15 protein-coding genes are annotated in these 17,067 nt (G+C 70.0%); 5 read left to right on the forward strand and 10 right to left on the reverse strand.

Annotation, left to right across the window (positions count from 1 at the left end):
* Positions 1–14: 14 nt before the first annotated feature.
* Positions 15–887, reverse strand: coding sequence for a helix-turn-helix transcriptional regulator (locus tag ACIBM5_RS44875; RefSeq protein ID WP_396012471.1), 873 nt, complete (start codon positions 885–887; stop codon positions 15–17).
* Positions 888–1,031: 144 nt separating this feature from the next.
* On the opposite strand from ACIBM5_RS44875, the gene ACIBM5_RS44880 reads away from it, so the two are divergent.
* Complete coding sequence (locus ACIBM5_RS44880) at positions 1,032–1,811, forward strand: NAD(P)H-dependent oxidoreductase (protein WP_396012472.1); 780 nt, start codon at positions 1,032–1,034, stop codon at positions 1,809–1,811.
* 177 nt (positions 1,812–1,988) lie between these two features.
* Here ACIBM5_RS44880 and ACIBM5_RS44885 read toward each other — a convergent pair whose 3' ends face one another.
* The 3 genes from ACIBM5_RS44885 to ACIBM5_RS44895 form a co-directional block, all read right to left on the reverse strand.
* A complete protein-coding gene (locus tag ACIBM5_RS44885) occupies positions 1,989–2,864 on the reverse strand; it encodes a hypothetical protein (protein WP_396012473.1) in 876 nt (291 codons plus the stop codon).
* 10 nt (positions 2,865–2,874) lie between these two features.
* Positions 2,875–3,438, reverse strand: a complete 564-nt coding sequence (locus ACIBM5_RS44890) for a papain-like cysteine protease family protein (RefSeq protein ID WP_396012474.1) — start codon at positions 3,436–3,438, stop codon at positions 2,875–2,877.
* Between the two features lie 359 nt (positions 3,439–3,797).
* Positions 3,798–4,259, reverse strand: coding sequence for a cupin domain-containing protein (locus ACIBM5_RS44895; protein WP_396012475.1), 462 nt, complete (start codon positions 4,257–4,259; stop codon positions 3,798–3,800).
* 298 nt (positions 4,260–4,557) lie between these two features.
* Here ACIBM5_RS44895 and ACIBM5_RS44900 point away from each other — a divergent pair, with 298 nt between their 5' ends.
* On the forward strand, positions 4,558–5,082 hold the full coding sequence (locus ACIBM5_RS44900) for an AAA family ATPase (RefSeq protein ID WP_396012476.1): 525 nt from the start codon (positions 4,558–4,560) through the stop codon (positions 5,080–5,082).
* Between the two features lie 123 nt (positions 5,083–5,205).
* Here the strand turns inward: ACIBM5_RS44900 and ACIBM5_RS44905 are convergent, their stop codons facing one another.
* From ACIBM5_RS44905 to ACIBM5_RS44925, 5 genes are all read right to left on the reverse strand, one after another.
* Positions 5,206–6,660 carry an alkaline phosphatase PhoX gene (locus tag ACIBM5_RS44905; RefSeq protein ID WP_396012477.1) on the reverse strand — a complete coding sequence of 485 codons (1,455 nt, stop codon included), beginning with the start codon at positions 6,658–6,660 and terminating at the stop codon, positions 5,206–5,208.
* Between the two features lie 345 nt (positions 6,661–7,005).
* Positions 7,006–8,694, reverse strand: coding sequence for an NPCBM/NEW2 domain-containing protein (locus tag ACIBM5_RS44910; RefSeq protein ID WP_396012478.1), 1,689 nt, complete (start codon positions 8,692–8,694; stop codon positions 7,006–7,008).
* A 66-nt stretch (positions 8,695–8,760) separates the two neighbouring features.
* Positions 8,761–9,801 carry an ABC transporter permease gene (locus ACIBM5_RS44915; RefSeq protein ID WP_391589700.1) on the reverse strand — a complete coding sequence of 347 codons (1,041 nt, stop codon included), beginning with the start codon at positions 9,799–9,801 and terminating at the stop codon, positions 8,761–8,763.
* Positions 9,798–11,345, reverse strand: coding sequence for a sugar ABC transporter ATP-binding protein (locus ACIBM5_RS44920; RefSeq protein ID WP_396012480.1), 1,548 nt, complete (start codon positions 11,343–11,345; stop codon positions 9,798–9,800). The genes ACIBM5_RS44915 and ACIBM5_RS44920 overlap by 4 nt, the downstream gene beginning before the upstream one ends.
* Before the next feature lie 129 nt (positions 11,346–11,474).
* Positions 11,475–12,533, reverse strand: a complete 1,059-nt coding sequence (locus tag ACIBM5_RS44925) for a substrate-binding domain-containing protein (protein ID WP_396012481.1) — start codon at positions 12,531–12,533, stop codon at positions 11,475–11,477.
* Positions 12,534–13,058: 525 nt separating this feature from the next.
* On the opposite strand from ACIBM5_RS44925, the gene ACIBM5_RS44930 reads away from it, so the two are divergent.
* Together ACIBM5_RS44930 and ACIBM5_RS44935 are read left to right on the forward strand one after the other, a co-directional pair.
* Positions 13,059–13,814, forward strand: coding sequence for a DeoR/GlpR family DNA-binding transcription regulator (locus tag ACIBM5_RS44930; RefSeq protein WP_396012482.1), 756 nt, complete (start codon positions 13,059–13,061; stop codon positions 13,812–13,814).
* 170 nt (positions 13,815–13,984) lie between these two features.
* Positions 13,985–14,503 (forward strand): pyridoxamine 5'-phosphate oxidase family protein, encoded by a 519-nt coding sequence (locus ACIBM5_RS44935; RefSeq protein WP_396012483.1) that lies wholly within the window; start codon positions 13,985–13,987, stop codon positions 14,501–14,503.
* A gap of 35 nt (positions 14,504–14,538) precedes the next feature.
* Here the strand turns inward: ACIBM5_RS44935 and ACIBM5_RS44940 are convergent, their stop codons facing one another.
* A complete protein-coding gene (locus ACIBM5_RS44940) occupies positions 14,539–14,901 on the reverse strand; it encodes a hypothetical protein (protein WP_396012484.1) in 363 nt (120 codons plus the stop codon).
* Positions 14,902–15,192: 291 nt separating this feature from the next.
* Between ACIBM5_RS44940 and ACIBM5_RS44945 the strand changes: the two genes are divergently transcribed.
* Complete coding sequence (locus ACIBM5_RS44945) at positions 15,193–16,869, forward strand: hypothetical protein (protein WP_396012485.1); 1,677 nt, start codon at positions 15,193–15,195, stop codon at positions 16,867–16,869.
* The last annotated feature ends 198 nt before the right edge of the window (positions 16,870–17,067 follow it).

Here is a 17,067-nt window from a genome sequence, read left to right on the forward strand (position 1 = left end):
CCCGCCCGGAACCACTACGCGAGCGCTTCCCCGGCACGCCGAGGCACGGGACCGGACGCCGCGGAGCCCGACGCGGGATCGAAGACAGGACCCAGGCCCGCGAGCAGGCGCAGCCCGTCCTCGGTGGGGCTGCCGGGGGCCGCGGACAGCACGAGCAGCTCCATGCCGGACTCGTCGGGTAGCGCGAAGTTCTCCTGGTGCAGTTCCAGCAGTCCGACCAGCGGGTGCCGGTACGCCTTGCGTCCGTGGGTGCGGGCACGCACGTCCGCGCGGGCCCACAGGCGGCGGAAGCGTTCGCTGCCCATGGCCAACTCGCCGATGAGCGAGGCCAGGCGGGGATCGTCGGGGTATTTGCCGGCGGCCAGGCGCAGGTGCCCGACCACGTCGAGGGTGCATGTCTCCCAGTCCGCGTACAGGCCGCGCTCGGCCTCCTCCAGGAAGATGTGCCGGGCGGTGTTCAGGCCCGGCAGCGGCCGGCCGTAGAGGAGCCCGGCGAGGTGGTTCCCGGCGAGCACGTCCAGCCGGTGGTCCATGACCAGCGCGGGTGCGTCGGCGACCAGGTCGAGGACGCGCAGCAGTTCCGGCCGGACCCGCCCGCCCGGTGCCTTCGCGCGGCGGCGGCGCTGTCGGGCGAGCCGCTCCAGGTGTCCGCGTTCGGTCTCGTCGAGGCCGAGGACGCGGGCGAGTGCGTCGAGGACCTGCTCGGAGGGCTGGGTCGCGCGGCCCTGCTCCAGGCGTACGTAGTAGTCGACGCTGACTCCGGACAGGTGCGCGACCTCTTCGCGGCGCAGCCCTGCGACGCGGCGGCGGTTGTCCGTGGGGATGCCGACGGTCGCCGGGTCGACCCGGGAACGCCGGGTCCGCAGGAAGCCCGCAAGATCGTCCATGTCCTCAGTATGGCCTCGGGGGTGCTTCTCGAGGGTGGTCCTGTCGTTACCAGGAAGTCCCGTCCGATGGAAGAAGCGCCCCTGAACGACGCGGCCCCGGCGGCGGAGCATCCATGGCGACACACCCCGTCGAAGGGAACAGCCATGAAGACGCTCGTCGTCTACGCCCACCCCGAGCCGCGTTCGCTGAACGGCTCACTGAAGGACCTCGCGGTGTCCACGCTCGAAGCCGCCGGGCACGAGGTGCGGGTGAGCGACCTGTACGCGATGAACTGGAAGGCGGTGGTGGACGCGGCGGACTTCGGCGAGCACGCCACGAACCCGCTGCAGGTGGTGCCGAGTTCGGGCCGGGCCTACGAGGCCGGTGCGCTCACGCCGGACGTGGCGGCCGAGCAGGAGAAGCTGCTGTGGGCCGACACGGTGATCTTCCAGTTCCCGATGTGGTGGTACACGATGCCGGCGATCCTCAAGGGTTGGGTGGACCGGGTGTTCTCCTTCCGCTTCGCGTACGGCGTCGGAGTGCACGACGAGACCCGGTACGGCGAGCGTTTCGGCGAGGGCACGCTGCTGGGACGGCGGGCGATGCTGTCGGTGACCGTCGGGGGTCCGGAGTCCCACTACACCGATCGCGGGATCAACGGCCCGATCGAGGACCTGCTGTTCCCGATCCACCACGGGATCCTGTACTACCCGGGCCTCGAGGTGCTGCCGCCGTTCGTGCTGCACGGCGCCGACCGGATCACCGACGGCGACTTCGAGGACGTCGCGAAGGCGTGGAAGGAGCGGCTGCTGTCGCTGGAGACGACCGAGCCGATCGCGTTCCGGCGGCAGAACTTCGGTGACTACGAGATCCCGTCACTGCGGTTGAAGCAGGGCTTGGAAGTGCCGGGCCGCAAGGGCTTCGACCTGCACGTGCGGGATTAGGGGTCGGCGCGCACGGGACGCCCCCTTCGCCGACGACCCGGCCGGTCCCGGCGACGACCCGGCCGGTCCCGGCGGCAGCCCGGCCGGCCGCATCTCGCCGGGACGAGGCGGGCTTCGCCCCGCCCTCGGCCGGCTGACGGGAGGCGGGGGCGGGGCGAGGGGTGCGCGGGGTCGGGTTCAGGCGGTGTTCGAGCGCCGACGTCGGTGGAGGGCGAGGGCCCCGCCCGCGAGGGCGAGTGCCGCGCCGGAACCGGCGAGCAGCGGGGCGGAGGACGACGCCTCGTCCGCCTTCTGCCGGGGGCCGTAGCCGCTGGAGTACCCCTTCGTGTCGTACTCCGAGCCGAGCAGCTTGTCGGCGTAGCGGGCCTTGACCAGCTTCTGGTAGTCGCCGAGCGATACCGATGCCTGGCCGCCCAGCCCCGCCCGGGCCTGATCGTTGAGCGGCTCGACGGTGGTGAGCTTGAGCTGGTACCAGCCGCGGATTTGCGGCTCGGTGAACACCAGGGTGCCCGCCGTGGCTTTGCCGGCGTATGCGGCGTCGCCGTCGCCGTCGCGCACGGCTGCCAGATGCCAGCCGCCGCCCTGCGTGGGGCTGAGCATGACGGTGGCGTTGCGACCGTTGACGGTGGCGTTCAGCGAAGAGACCAGGTATACGAGCTTGACTGCCTCGGTGGGCAGTGGCGGGACGGTGCCCGCCACGAAACCGGGGGTGATTTCGTTCAGTGCCACCGGGTCCTTGATCGTGAAGACCGGGAGGCCCTGGCACGGCTCGGACGTATCGGGGAGCGTTTGCACCGATCCGGCGGCGCCGGCGGGCACCGGAGTGCTCAGGAATCGGCAGACGGCGTCGCGGACGGCGGTGGACTTCACCGCGTCCAGGGCGGCCTGATAGTCGGGAATGTCGGCGGGGAGCGGGTCCTTGGCCGGGGCCGCGTGGGCCGGGCCGGCGACGGACAGCAGTGCGGATGCGGTCAGTGCGAGGACGATGGACAGGCGGGAAAGGCGAGATCCCGCGTGTGTGCCGGCCGGTGTGGTGTCGCTGGTGTCGCGCATGTCGCCTGCCTTAGCGGGAGATGCCGATGCGGGAGTGGGTCCACTTCGACGAACTGTTGCTCACGTAGTCGGCGTAGTTCCACCACGTGTAGGTGGCGGTGTCCGGCCAGGGGTCGGCCACGGCGATGGTGTCGCGCGATGTGTCGAAGCCGTAGACCACGTTCATGTGGCCACCACCGGACGTCCACCCGATGCGGGCACCGATCGGCCGGGCGGCCTTGACCTCGGTGTACACCTGGTTGAACGTGGCCGCGCTGTTCAGACCCGAGCCGGGATGGGTCAGGCCGAGGCTGCTCCAGCCCTTGGCCATGTCGTCGAGCGTGGCGGGCTGGTTGTTGCAGCCGTAGTAGGGCTGGGCGCGGTCGCAGAAGTCCGTCTGGGTGGAGCCCAAGCCGTGGAACTTGGCGATGGTCAGGCCGGAGGCGGCCCAGCACCACTGGGACTTCTCCTGCTTGTACATGCCGATGCTGTCCTGACCCGCTTCCGCGTGAGCCGTACCTCCCGCGACCGCGAGCAAACCCGCGGCGGCCAGCGCGATGGCCGACGACGCGGTTCCGTAGCTGAATCTGCCCATATTCCTGCCTTCCCATAACGAGACGAGCGGGGCGATCTGGCACGGATATGACAGCGCATCACGGCGAAGACGCATAGGGAAATTGCGGAAATTCGCCCCTATTGCCTAGTTGTCCGATATTCGAGAATGTGCCCGCCGGTGCCGGCATCGGCTGCGGCGATGCGCTCGAACGCCCGTATTTCTTCGGTGAGTTGCCCGACTCGGAGGTGAGCTGGAACTGCCTTGCGGTGGCGGGCGGTTGCGCACCCGCGTCCGGCCCGCTCCGCGACGTGTTCCCCATCCTCGGGGGAGTGTCGAGAGCATGGGCCGGGGAACCGAGTGGGGGCCGGCGAACCCCGCGCTCGCCGGCCCGTCTCGCGTCAGCGCGCGGGTGTGTCCTCGAGTCGGTACAACTCCGGGACGGAGATCTTGATCGGTTCCTGAGTGGTTCGAGCGATCACGACGACCACCGGCTCGTTCGGGTCGGGGTTCTCCTCGCGGTGGGGGACGAACGGGGGGACATGGAGGAAGTCGCCCGGGCCGGCTTCGATGCGTACCTCCCCGGTGCCGTCGTGGTAGTAGTACAAGGGGTGTCCGCTGACCACGTAGACCCCCGCCTCCGAGTCGCCGTGGTGGTGGTTGTCCGTCGCGCTCGACGGCGGATTCACCACCAGGCCCATCCAGAGCTTCTTCGAGCCGACCGTGCCACCGCTGATGACGGCGGCGGGCCCGTCCGGTCCGGCGGCCTCGCCGGCTCGGATGTGGCGGAGGCGGTCGCCTCCGAGTGCCGCGCGGTCGTCTCCACGCGCGCTCTCGACGTCGTTTACCGGGTCGCTCATCATTACCCTCCTGATGGTCTGCAACGGCCGATGAGGCCATGCCTCAGGCTGCGCCCGACCCCACGGATATGGCAACAATCTTTGCTGTATCGGCAAAGCACTGGTCGGCCGGTCCCGGGTCGGCAGCGATGTGGGTCCGGGCGTTCAGGGGCCGGTGTGGGGTACTCGGCGAGCCGTTCCCGGAGTTCGCGGTGACGGAATCGCCAACGCGGTTCCCGAGACGCGCAGAAGCCCGGCCGACGACACAGCCATGCGACGGTGCTCCGGCGGGGACGAAAGACAGGCCCTATTGTCGGATGCCATGATCGTATGGCTCAACGGCACCCATGGCGCAGGCAAGACGACGACCAGTGCGCTCGTGCAGCAACTGATCCCGAATTCACGGGTGTTCGACGCCGAGAAGGTCGGCGAGACACTCATGGACATCACGCCCGGGCTGCCCGAGACGGACAACTTCCAGCACTGGCCGCCGTGGCGGCAACTCGTCGTCGAGACCGCCCACCGCGTGCTCGACTACACCGGCGGCACCCTGGTGATGCCCATGACCGTCCTGGTCGAGCGGTATTGGCGCGAGATCAGCACGGGCCTCGCCCAACATGCCATTCCGGTGCGGCACTTCGTACTCCACGCCGACCAGGACACCCTACGCGGACGCATCGCGGGGGACACCGTCCTTGGCCCCAACTCCCCGTTCCGCCTCAAATATCTCGGCCCCTACGCCGAGGCGGCCCGGACGTGGCTGCATCGTGAGGCCGAGGTTGTCGACACCACGCACCTCACGCCGGCCCAGGCCGCGCGGCGGATCGCGGAGGCCGTGAAGATTTGAGCTGCGGCCGCCGTTCGCGGTGACCGTCCCGAGGCGGCTCGCACGGACGAGCGCACAGGCCTGGGTCGCGTCCGGACCCGGCGTCCCCGCTCGCCGGGTCCGGACGCGCGCCGTGGGATCCGGTCAGAAGCCCGCGCGGTGCCAGGGGCCCCAGATGGCGATGCTCATGCCCAGCTTGGACTGGACGTTGACGTACAGGGTGTGCCCGTCCGGACCGAAGGTCGCGCCCGCGAACTCGGCGCCCGGGTCGCCGGCGACCGGTTCCATCCTCGACAGGTCGAAGATGCGGCCGTCCGCGGTCAGGCCGCGCAGGAAGTTGTCCCCGTCGCCGTCCTCGCACAGGACGAGCGTGCCGCGCGGGCTGACGGTGATGTTGTCCGGGAGGTCGAGCCTGGTCGCGGTCGGCGATTCGTACACGAGCCGAAGGCGCCGCGTGACGGTGTCGTACGCCCACACCTGTCCACGCCCGTCGCCGAACCCGTCGGGCGCCGCTTCGCCGGGCGCGGTCGCGCCGCCCTGGGTGGAGACGAAATAGACGACGCCGCGCTGGTGGTACGCGCCTTCGAGCCGCGAGAAGAGCGCCGCGCCCCGGGTCCGGCCCTGGTTCCCGACGGCCTGGATGGCCTGGTCGTTGGTGGTGCCCGGGGCGAACGTGGGGTCGGGGTCGTCGATGTCGACCCAGGTCACGTCGTACGCCGCACCGGGACGCTGCGCCGCCGACAGGTCCAGCCCGGGACGTCCCCGCACCGCGAGCATCTGGAGCCGGCCGCCGTCGCGCAACCGGCCGCCGACCCAGGGGCTGACGGGGGGCAGGTAGCGGTAGAAGCCGGACGCGAAGCCGAAGTTGTCCTCGGTGAGGTAGACCGCGCCGCTGATCGGGTCGAACGCCGCCGACTCGTGGGCGAAGCGGCCGGCGCTGCGGATCGGCACCCGCGTCGAGACGCCGTCGGTCGGCACCTCGAACAGATAGCCGTGCTTTCGCGTGAGCTTCCGGTTGTCGGCGCCGGTGAAGTCGTTGCCGACGTCGGGACCGTTGACGGTCTCCTCGCAGGAGAGCCACGATCCCCATGGCATGGGACCGCCCGAGCAGTTCATCTGGGTGCCGTTGAGGCTGACGTACGACGCCTCCACGATGCCGTACCGGTCCACCACGACGGTGGTGGTGCCGCCGCCCGTCGCCGGGTCGTAGGCCCGCGCCGCGTCGCCGAACGCGCCCACCGGACCGTTGACTTCATGGTTGCGGACGAGAACGGTCGTGCCGCGACGGCCACGGAAGGCGGCCATGCCGTCGTGCTTGCCGGGGGTCGGGCCGCCGTCGGTGAGCGGGGAACCGGCCGGGGTGAACGAGCGGTAGTGGAAGCCCTCGGGCAGGTGCAGCCGTACCACGCCGTCGCGTTCGTCCGGGACGGGTGTCAGCGGGCCGTATCCGCCGGTTCCGGGACGTCCCCGGTCGGCGCTCGGGGCAGCGGCGCTCGGGGCAGCGTGCGCGGCGCCCGCGACGAGGCCTTGGAAGGGCCCGCCGACGGCGGCGCCGGCCGCGACCACCGCGCCGCGGGACAGGAATCGACGACGGTCCACAGGCGTACAACCTCCTTGACGGCCCGTCAGGCGGGCCGGATCCGCGACCGAACGCCGAAACGCTACTCGCGTAGAGCAGGTGTCGCCAGCCCCTCGGAGACGTTTCCGTCGACGACCGCGCACGACTTCGTGTCGACCGTGCACGAGGTCGTCACGGGGGTCCACCCAGGACCGCAGCGGAGACCGTGTCGAGCACGCGTGCCACCCGGCGCCGACGAGGCGGTCGTCGAACACGCGGGTCGCGCCGCCCGGTACCGCGCCCCGACCCGAACGGCGAGCCCGTGCGGGGGATTCGCCCACACGGGCTCGCTGCGGCCGGTTTGTCGGGGCCGGGCCGTCGGCGGGTCAGGTGCAGGTGAGCCTGGGGGTCGCCCAATCGGCGTGATCGTGGTCGATGCCGTTGCCGCCGTCGGTGACGACGAGGGTCAGCGTGCGGCCTCCGGTCAGGTCGGCGTCGAGTCTCCTGGCCGCGTCCGACGTGGTCAGCACGCCGCTGTCCGCCACCTTCGTGGTGTCCCGGTAGATCCGGAAGGCGACCGCCCCGATCGAGGCGCTCTCGTCGTCGACGCCCACGTCCACGGTCAGGCGGGTACACCGGGCATCGAGGTGGTAGGTGATGCTGCCGGCGGCGTGCGCGCCGAGGCCCTTGGCGTACACCGTGCCGTTGATGGTCAGGGCCCGGCCGTCGCCGGCCGCCCGCTCACCGTTGCTGCGGTCCTTCTCCACCGGACCCCAGCCGTTGACCATGCCCGTCCAGGGCACGTCGGACAGGTGGGACGTGCCCGAGGGAGGCAGCGGGAGCGGACCGGGCGTGATCCGGTACGCGACGGTGGCGTGGGAGGGCACGGAGGCACTGATCGTGCCGGTCGTGTTCGTGGAGACGGCCTTGGTCCACAGGTCCTTCAGCCGATAGGGGCCGCGGTTGCCGATGCCCAGGGCGTCCGTGGTGGTGGAGACGGTGGCGGTGGTCCAGGTCTCGTTGGTCAGCGAGACGGCCCGGTCCCCGTTCGCCAACTCCTTGACCATGACCACCAGACCTCCGCTGTTCGCGACCACCGTGCCCTGCTTGCCCAGCGGGTCCTGGTCGACGGCGATCACATCGGCGTTGGCGAGGATCCCGAAGGTCTCCGGGCTCGCCGTGCGCAGATCGGTCCCGATCAACAGCGGCGCGGACATCATCGACCAGAGCGTGAAGTGGGTGCGGTACTCGGCCGCGGTCATGCCGCCGTTGCCGACCTCCAGCATGTCCGGGTCGTTCCAGTGACCGGGGCCGGCGTACGGGGCGAGCGGTTGGTTCCGGTGGGCGATGTCGAGCATCGAGTACCAGTTGTCCGAGATGTCGCCCGTGGTGCGCCACAGGTGACCGATCGGGGCCGCCCACTCCCAGGGTTTGCTCTCGCCCCAATCGCAGAGGGAGAAGACGATGGGCCGGCCGGTGTCGCGCAGGGCGTTCGCCATGTCGGTGTAGCGTTTCCTGGCGTCCATGCCCTGGTTGTTGCAGTTGTCGTACTTGAGGTAGTCGACGCCGAAGGAGGCGAACAGGTTCGCGTCCTGGCGCTCGTGGCCGAGCCCGCCGGGGAATCCGGCGGGGTTGCAGGTCTTGGTGCCGGCGCTGGTGTAGATGCCGAACTTGAGGCCCTTGCCGTGTACGTAGTCCGCGACGGCCTTGATGCCGTGCGGGAAGCGGACCGGGTCGGCGACCAGATTCCCTGAGCCGTCCCGGTTCGGTAGGGCCCAGCAGTCGTCGAGGTTGACGTACTGGTAACCGGCGGCCTTGAGCCCCTTCGACACGAAGAGGTCGGCGATGCCCTTGATCATCGTCTCGTTGAAATCGGCCCGGCAGTGGGTCGAGTTCCAGTTGTTGAACCCCATCGGGGGGAGCGCCGCCTGACCGTCGGGTGCCGCGGCGGCCGACGGGGCGGCGGCGACGGACGCACCGGCCAGGGCGACCGTGCCCACCGTCGGGAGCAGGAGTGGCAGCGCGGTGAGGGTGGCCGCGAGGCGGCGGGCGAGGATGGTTCGTACCGTATGCACGGACGGCTCCAGAGCTCGGGATGTGGTGACGTCGATGGTCGAGGTCCGTCGGGTGAACGCGGCTTCCTATGTGGGCAATCCGACGGCGCGTTCCCCGTTGCGTCGTTGTTGGATGACGACGGCGACGACGAGCAGTGCCCCCTGGGCGACGTTTTGCCAGAAGGAGTTGACGCCGACGACGTTGAGGCCGTTTTCGAGGGCACCGAGCAGGAAGACGGCGAGGAGGGTGCCGCCGATGCCGCCCTTGCCGCCCTTGAGGGCGCAACCGCCGAGTGCGGCGGCGGTGATGGCCTTGAGCTCCAGGCCCTCGCTGCCGGAGGTGGGCTGGCCGGAGCCGGTGCGGGCGGTGAGGATGACGCCGGCGATGGCCGCCACGACGCCGGCGAGGGCGTACACGGCCACGAGGTACTTGTTGATGTCGATGCCGGCGAGGCGGGCGGCGGTGTCGTTGCCGCCGATGGCGTAGATGTTGCGGCCGATGTCGGTGTACTTGAGCAGGATGTGCACGGCGACGGCGACCACGAACAACGTCCAGATCTGGACGGACAGTCCGAGGATCTTGCCGCGTGCCACGAAGATGAAGAAGTCGTCGCCGAGGACGTAGCCCTGTGCGCGGCCGCCGGCCAGCAGTTGGGCGACGCCCTTGTACGCGGCGAGGGTGGCCAGGGTGGCGATGACGGGGTTGACCCGCCCGTACACGATGACGATGCCGTTGACCACACCCGCCGCGATGCCGACACCGATGGCGGCGAGAACGCCGAGGGCCGCGTTGCCGTCGGTCGAGGTGAACGCCATGGCACTGACGACGGACGCGATGCCCGCCTGCGAGCCGACGGAGATGTCGAGCGCTCCGCAGATGATCACGACGGTCTGGACGACCGCGAGCAGGCCGGTCACCGCGACCGTGTCGCCGATCACGGTCATGTTCGCGGTGGTGAGATAGCCGTCGTCGAGCCAGGCGAAGGTGCCGACGACGACCACGAGCGCACCGATGAGGCTGGTGTTCTGCGCGCCGACGGCCGTGACGACGCGGCGGGGCAACGCCCGGGCATGGGCGCCGGCGGTGGTGGTGGGCAGCGGTGGTGGCGCGTTGGTCGTGGTGGTCATGACGGGTTCCCCCGGGTCGGTTCGGCGAGGTCGGATGCCATGGCGAGGGCGAGGATGCCCTCCTCGTCCGCGTCCGCGCGGTCGAGTTCGCCGGTGATCCTGCCGTTTTGCATCACGACGATCCGATCCGCGAGACCGAGCACCTCGGGCAGTTCGGAGGAGATGACCAGGATGGCGACGCCGGTTCCGGCCAACTCGTCGATGAGACGGTAGATTTCCGCCTTTGCGCCGATGTCGATGCCGCGGGTGGGTTCGTCCAGGATCAGGATCTTGGGTCGGCGGGCGAGCCAGCGGGCGAGGACGACCTTTTGCTGGTTGCCGCCCGACAACTTGCGCACCTCGTGGTCGATCGACGGGGTGCGCACTTCCAGGCGGTCGACGAACTCCTGGGCCAGGCGTCGTTCGCGACGCGAGCCGACGAATCGAAAGCGACGCAGGCGGTCCAGGACGGCGACGCTGATGTTGTGACGAACCGAGCCGGTCATGAACAACGCCTGGGCCTTGCGTTCCTCGGGCGCGTAGCCGATGCCCGCCCGAACGGCGTCCCGGGGCATGCGCAGCCGCAGCGGCCGGCCCTCGACGCGCACCTCGCCGGAGCGGATCGGCAGATCCCCCACCAGGGCGGCGGCCAGTTCGGATCGTCCGGCGCCGACCAGGCCGGCCAGGGCGACGACCTCGCCCGCGTGTACGTCCAGGTGCACGTGCGACACGTGGTCGGTGGTGAGATCGTGCACGTCGAGGACGACCCGATCGCCGGCGCAGCGCCTGCGTGCGAACAGCGCCGACAGGTCGCGTCCGACCATGAGTCGCACGACCTCGCCTTCGTCGGCCTGCGCGGCGTCGCGTACACCGGCAAGCTCGCCGTCGCGCAACACCGCGATGCGATCGGCGAGGCGGAAGATCTCCCGCATCCGGTGCGAGACGTAGATGATGGCGAGGCCCCGGTCGCGAAGTCTCCGGATGAGGTCGAAAAGCGCCTCCACCTCGTGTTCGGACAGCGACGAGGTCGGTTCGTCGAAGGCCAGGACGGCGGCCTCGGTGGTGAGGGCGCGCAGGATCTCCACGAGCTGGCGTTGCGCGGGCGAGAGTCGGGAGCCGAGGGTCTCGGGGGCGATGGCGTGTGCGAATCCCAGGCGTTCGAGGTCGGAGCGCATGCGCCGATACAACGTGCCTCGATCGAGCATGCGGCCCGCCCTGTGCGGCAGTGCGCCGATGTAGACGTTCTCGGCCACGCTGACGTGGGGGACGATCTCGGGCTCCTGCGCGATCACGCGGATCCCGTGCCTGCGCGCGTCGGCGGGGCTGTGCAGTTCGCGGGGTGTGCCGGCGACGAGGATCCGGCCGCGACCGGGTCGATGGTCGCCATTGACGATCTTGATGAGGGTCGACTTGCCGGCGCCGTTCTCCCCCATGAGCGCGGTGACGGTGCCGCGGGGGAAGTCCAGCGTGATGCCGCGCAGGGCGTGGACTCCGGCGAAGTCCTTGTGGATGTTCTCGACGGCGAGCGCGGGGCCGGGGAGATCGAGAGGTGGGCTTTTCGTCATGGCTGGACCTCGGGGGCGTTTCGGGAGGTCGCGGCGGCCCATCCGGGCGCCGGGTCGCCGCGACTCGTGCCGGGCGGTGCCGTGGGGGCCGACGGCGGGCGGTTCGACACGGCCGCGGGCCGGGCCGGGTCACGTGCACTCGAGGCCGGATTGTCGCCAGTTCGAGGGGTCGACCATCTTCGTGGTCGCGAACGCCTCGGCGGGGAAGGGTTTGCCGTTCCTGAGCCGATCGACCATGGTCTGTACGGCGAGACCGCCGACCTCGCGGCCGTTGATGAACAACGCGGCCTTCATCCCGCTCGGCTTGCCGGAACCCCAGTCCTTGCACGCCAGATAGCCACCCAGTCCGACGCCGATCACGTCGGCCGCCCCGTAGCCGCCGTTCTGCAGCGCGGTGACCGCGCCGCTCACGTTCTCGTCGTTGCAGCCCCACACGATCCAGTGCTTCACCGACCGGTTGCCGCTCATCGTGGCCGCCGTCTTGTTCTGGGCGTCGGGCGGCGTGTTGTCGGTGCCGACCTTGAGGACCTTGACGTCCGTGCCGGTCGCCTGTTCGAACGCCTCGTGGGCGGCGTCGACCCGGTCGGTGCAGACCGTCACGTCCTGCTTCCAGGCGGCGATGATCGCGGTGTCGGCGGCAGTCCAGCCCGCCTTCTTGAATTCCTCGGCCGCACGTCGACCCACCTGGGTGCCCATCTGGGGGCCGCTGAAGCCCACACGCGGGACCAGCTTGTCCTTGGCGCATCTGGTCGGGTCGGCCCCGCCGACACAGATCTGGTCGTCGGACGCGAGAAGCGGTGCGCCGCCACCGGTGGCGATGTCGACGACCTGCGGCCCCACCGCGGGGTCGGGTACGACGATCACGACACCGTTGTACTTCTGTGCCACTGCCGCCTGGACCTCGCTGACGGCTTTGTTGGTGTCGTTGCCGAGATTCACGACCTTGAGGTCGACGCCGAGTTCCTTGGCCTTCGCGCGGGCGCCGTCCGCCTCGTCCACGAAGTACTGCTGGTCTCCCTGCTTTTGCAGATATGCGATCTTGATGGTGCCGGATAAGGAAGCGGGTGCGCCCGAGGGTGCCTTGGACCCCCCTTCGTCCTTGCCGGACGAACAGGCCGTGAGCGCCACGGCGAATGCGAACGCCGCCACCATCGCGGCCCTGCGCCGGGTGCGTCTGCGGTGCGTCATGGTCAGCCCCTGTGAAAGTCGGCGGTCCGGGAGGGCCGCGTGTGCTCGATGGTCGATGCGTCGACGTGCCCGGCCCTCGTGCTCGCTCCCGTCGACGGAAGCGCCCCGCCAACGGAAGTGCTCCGATCCGCGGAAATGCTCCGACCTGCGAAAGCGCTCGGACCTGCGGAAGCGTTCCGACCTGCGGAAGGACGGGATTTGCGCATCGGGGTCTCCTTGCGCACGGGAAAAGGTCGATCTTCGAATCGAACGTCGATCTTGAAATCGAACATGGATGCGCGGTATTCACTCGCAATGCGACTCACATATCTAGCAGTCTCAACATTAACCAACAAGACTCGCTTTGGTAAAACTCCTGCCGCAGCGCCTTCTCCCGGGTAGGAAGGGAAGTGCGGGACAAGGATCTTTCCCGACGGCGAGGAACCGGCGCGGGAATCGAACAATGCCGTGTTGGAATATGTTGATCAGCTACGGGCGAGAGGATCGGGAATGCTGGCACGTCAGCGACAAAACACGATCTTGGAAATGATCGCCGCTCAGGGGTCCGTCCGTGTCGCGACGCTGGTGCGGAAATTCGGGGTCTCGGACATGACCATTCGGCGCGATCTCGAAGTGCTGGCCGGGCAGGGTCTGATCGCCAAGGTGCACGGTGGAGCCACTTTGCGGGACGGCAGTTCGACCGAGGAGCCGGGGTTCGTGACCAAGTCCGGGCTCCAGGCCGCGGAGAAGGAGGCGATCGCCCGGCGTGCGGCGGCGATGGTCGCGCCGAACAGCGCCATCGCACTGTCCGCCGGGACGACGACATGGACACTGGCCCGGCAACTCGTCGACGTCCCCGGGCTCACGGTGGTCACCAACTCGATTCCGGTCGCGGACGTGTTCCACCAATCCGGCCGCTCCGACCAGACCGTGGTGATCGTCGGCGGCGTGCGCACACCGTCGGACGCGCTGGTGGGTCCCGTCGCGGTCGCGGCGCTACGGAGTCTCAACGTCGACATGCTCATGCTGGGCGTCCACGGCATCAGCCCACGTGTCGGATTCACCACCCCCAACCTGCTGGAGGCGGAGACCAATCACGCCCTCGTGCGAGCCGCCCGCCGCCTGGTCGTGGTCGCCGACCACACCAAGTGGGGCCTGATCGGGATCAGCACGATCGCCCGACTCGGCGACGCGGACGCGCTGATCATGGACACGGGGCTGCCCCGGGAGGCGCGTGAGCAACTGGGCGAGCACATCGAAGAACTCGTCGTGGTCGATCCCGTCGGTCCGGCCGTCCCCTGACGGTGTATCACCGCTCGGACTCCGCTCGCGGTGTGTGCCGCCCGACGGGCACGGTGTGCATCGGCTCCTTCCATCGGGTGAACCACGCGCGCCCACCGATGAGTTTCCCGGGGAAGCGCGGTCTCATCATGTGCAGACCCCCACCGACCGACTCCCCGAAGGACGCCTTGATGTCGAAGCACGAACCCCGTACCGATCTCGACGCGCGCTACAGCGACCCCGCGGCCGTCGCCACCCCGTGGTCGGAGGCCGTCACCCGGCTCGCGACCGCCCCGGTGTACTGGCTGACCACGGTGCGGCCCGAGGGACGGCCGCACGTCACCCCGCTGTTGGGTGTCTGGCTCGACGACGCGTTGCACTTCTGTACGGGCGCCGAGGAGCGCAAGGCGCGCAACCTCGCCGCCAACGCGAACTGCGTCCTGACCACCGGCGACAACGCCCTGCACGAGGGCCTGGACCTGGTCGTCGAGGGCGAGGCGGCGCTGCTGACCGAGCACACGCGGCTGAGCCGGCTGGCCGACGCGTACCAGGGCAAATACGGCCCGGAGTGGCACTTCGACGTGCGCGACGGAGCCTTCGAGGGCAGGGACGGCAACCGGGCCGTGGTCTACCGCGTCGCGCCGACGACCGTCTTCGGCTTCGGCAAGGGCACCTACACCCAGACCCGGTGGCGCTTCGACGCCGCCTGACCCGAGACCGCGCCGGCGCGCGGCCGGACTCCGGCTCAGATCCATGTGCCGAACCACATGCGGTCCAACCACGCACTTCGACCGATCGTCTCGCCGGCGAGAATGGGGTAGAAGTACAGGAAGTTCCAGGCGATCAGCGCGATGATCGCGGCCACTGCGGCGGTGCCCCACCCGCGTCGCGTCTCGACGGCAGCGGGTGGGCCGAGCAGTGCGCCGAGCATCATGGTCACCGCCAGGCACAGGAACGGTACGAAGGCGACCGCGTAGAACAGGAAGATCGTGCGATCCTGGAAGGCCGGCCAGGGCAGGTAGGCGGCGGCCAGGCCGCACAGGATCGCCCCCGCGCGCCAGTCGCGTCGGCCCGCCCAGCGGAACAGCAGGTAGCCGACCGCGATCACACGAACCAGCCGGTGGCAAGGCGCGCCTTCCGGGCCCTGGCGGCACCGGCCTCGGGTGCGGAGCCTGCGGTCCCGCGCGTTCGCCGCGCGGCGGGCCCGGATCCGATCGCCTGCCCGTGGCCGAGGACGTGCCCGCCTCCGCGGCGGACCGATTCCGGGCCGTGGGAGGATCATCGCCGGACGGATCGCGCGGAGGATTGTCGACGTCGACGACATGCCCGGTGTGACGTTGTGTCCGCAGGATCCACAGGCCGTGCCGTACCGGTGTCGGCCACGTACGACGGAGCAGGCGTGCCCACATCTCACCAGCGGTACGACCGGGTCCTGTTGCGCGAGCTGATGGCGAAAAGTCGCGCGTACCGGGCGACCGAAGGCGCCGGGACCCGGTTCGCCGATCGGGCTCTGGCCCGCCTGGTGGAGGCGGGGGACTCGCCGACGCACCTGTGCGCCGTGGAGGCGCTGCTGAAGGAGCGGGGCGCGCTCGATCTGCCGGTGATCGAGGCGGGGAGCGTCCGGGTCGACGGTGCGGCGCGCCGGGTGTCCATCGTCGCGGCGACGGATATCGGCGCCGATCCCACCGTGCGGCACGGCGAGATGTCGACGATGTTCTACCTGCGCGATCACGTGCAGTCCGCGAGCGCCATGATGGAACTCTTCCTGAGCGACCCGGTCCGATACGCGACGGAAGGGGACATCGGGCGCGAACTGATCCACAGCGCGCTGCACCTGATCTCGACGCCCGCGCAACTCGCCCGGTTCGCCGCCGTCGTGGAGCGGGGGGACACGGGGCAGGAGGAATGGCCGCACATATCCCTGTGGTTCGACGATCTCGAGGCCGAGAAGCCGAACTCCTGGCGGAACAAGCAGGATTCGTTCCAGATGCTGGCGTTCCTCGTCCTGGACGCCGTGGCTCGGGGGTTTCTCGGAACCGACGAACTGTTGCCATCGCACCGGGAGTTCCTTCGCTTCGTGGTGCCGTTCCTGCGGGCGGTCGGATTCCCCCGGTACGAAAGCTCCGGATCGTGGGAGGAGATCGCCGCGCGGCGCACCTCGGTGATGGCCGTCGAAACAGCCCTGCTCGACAGGATCAGGGTGCTGACCGAGAACGGGAAACTGGCTTTCCTGGCGGACGGTGAGGACTTCGGCACGAGAGTCGGCACGATGGTGGACGCCGGTCTCCGCGAAATCGGCCGCAGGATCCCGTTCGAGTCACCCGACTACGAGCTCGATTCGATCCGACACCGCCGGGCGGACGCGTCCTTGGTCTACCTGCTGATGTACGGCCTGCCGGAACTGCTCGCCGAGGCCCGCGTCCCCATCGGCGAGCCGGCCCGGCCGATGACCGCACGCGAGGTGGAGACCGTGGTCCTCGACGCGCTGCTCTCCCTCGTGGATCCGGCCACCGGTGGCTTCATCCGCTATGCGGGGGACTCCTACCAGCGCGTCAACTTCCATACGCACGAGGTGCAGGCGATCGTCCGCGCCATCAAGGACGAGGTACGGGCGGACGCGGAGGCCCGGGGCGGTGACGTGGACCTGGACCGCAAGCAGGAGATGCGCGGCCGCCTGACACCGCAGGGGCGCGAAGCCGCCTGGACGCACCCACTCGGACAACTGGCCGCATGGGGCGCCCGCCGAAGTCTGCACATGCGGCGGAGCGACCCCGAACAGGCCCGGGAATACCGCGAGTTCGCGGTACGGCACCTGAACGCCATGCTGGCCACCGTCACCGGCGAGGACCAGTGGCACGCGGTGCTCCGCGAGGACGACGGCTACCACATCAGGAAAGTGCCGCCCTACCGCGTCCCGGAATGCCTTGTCACCTACCGCGACGACCGGGGCAACGAACTGATCGTCCCCTCGCCCCACACGCCGCTCAACTGGAGCACGGCCATGCTGAGAACAGCGCTCGGTCTGCTCGCCACGGAAGAGGCCGCCGCCGACGGAGCATCGCCCGGCCGGCTTTGATCGCCGGTGGGCCGGCGGCGGCCGGGAAAAGGCACAACCCGCCCGAGCGCGGCAAGTTGCGGTGCGGGGCCGAGGGGCGAACGCGTGGCGGGGGGCGGGGGGGGGGGGGGGCCCCCGCCCCCGCGGCCGCGGGGGGGGGGGGGGGGGGGGGGCGCCCCCCCCACCCGCGGGGACGCGCCCGCCGGGAGGGGGGGTTTT

The sequence above is a fragment of the Embleya sp. NPDC050493 genome, from assembly GCF_044458105.1.
Taxonomy (GTDB): domain Bacteria; phylum Actinomycetota; class Actinomycetes; order Streptomycetales; family Streptomycetaceae; genus Embleya.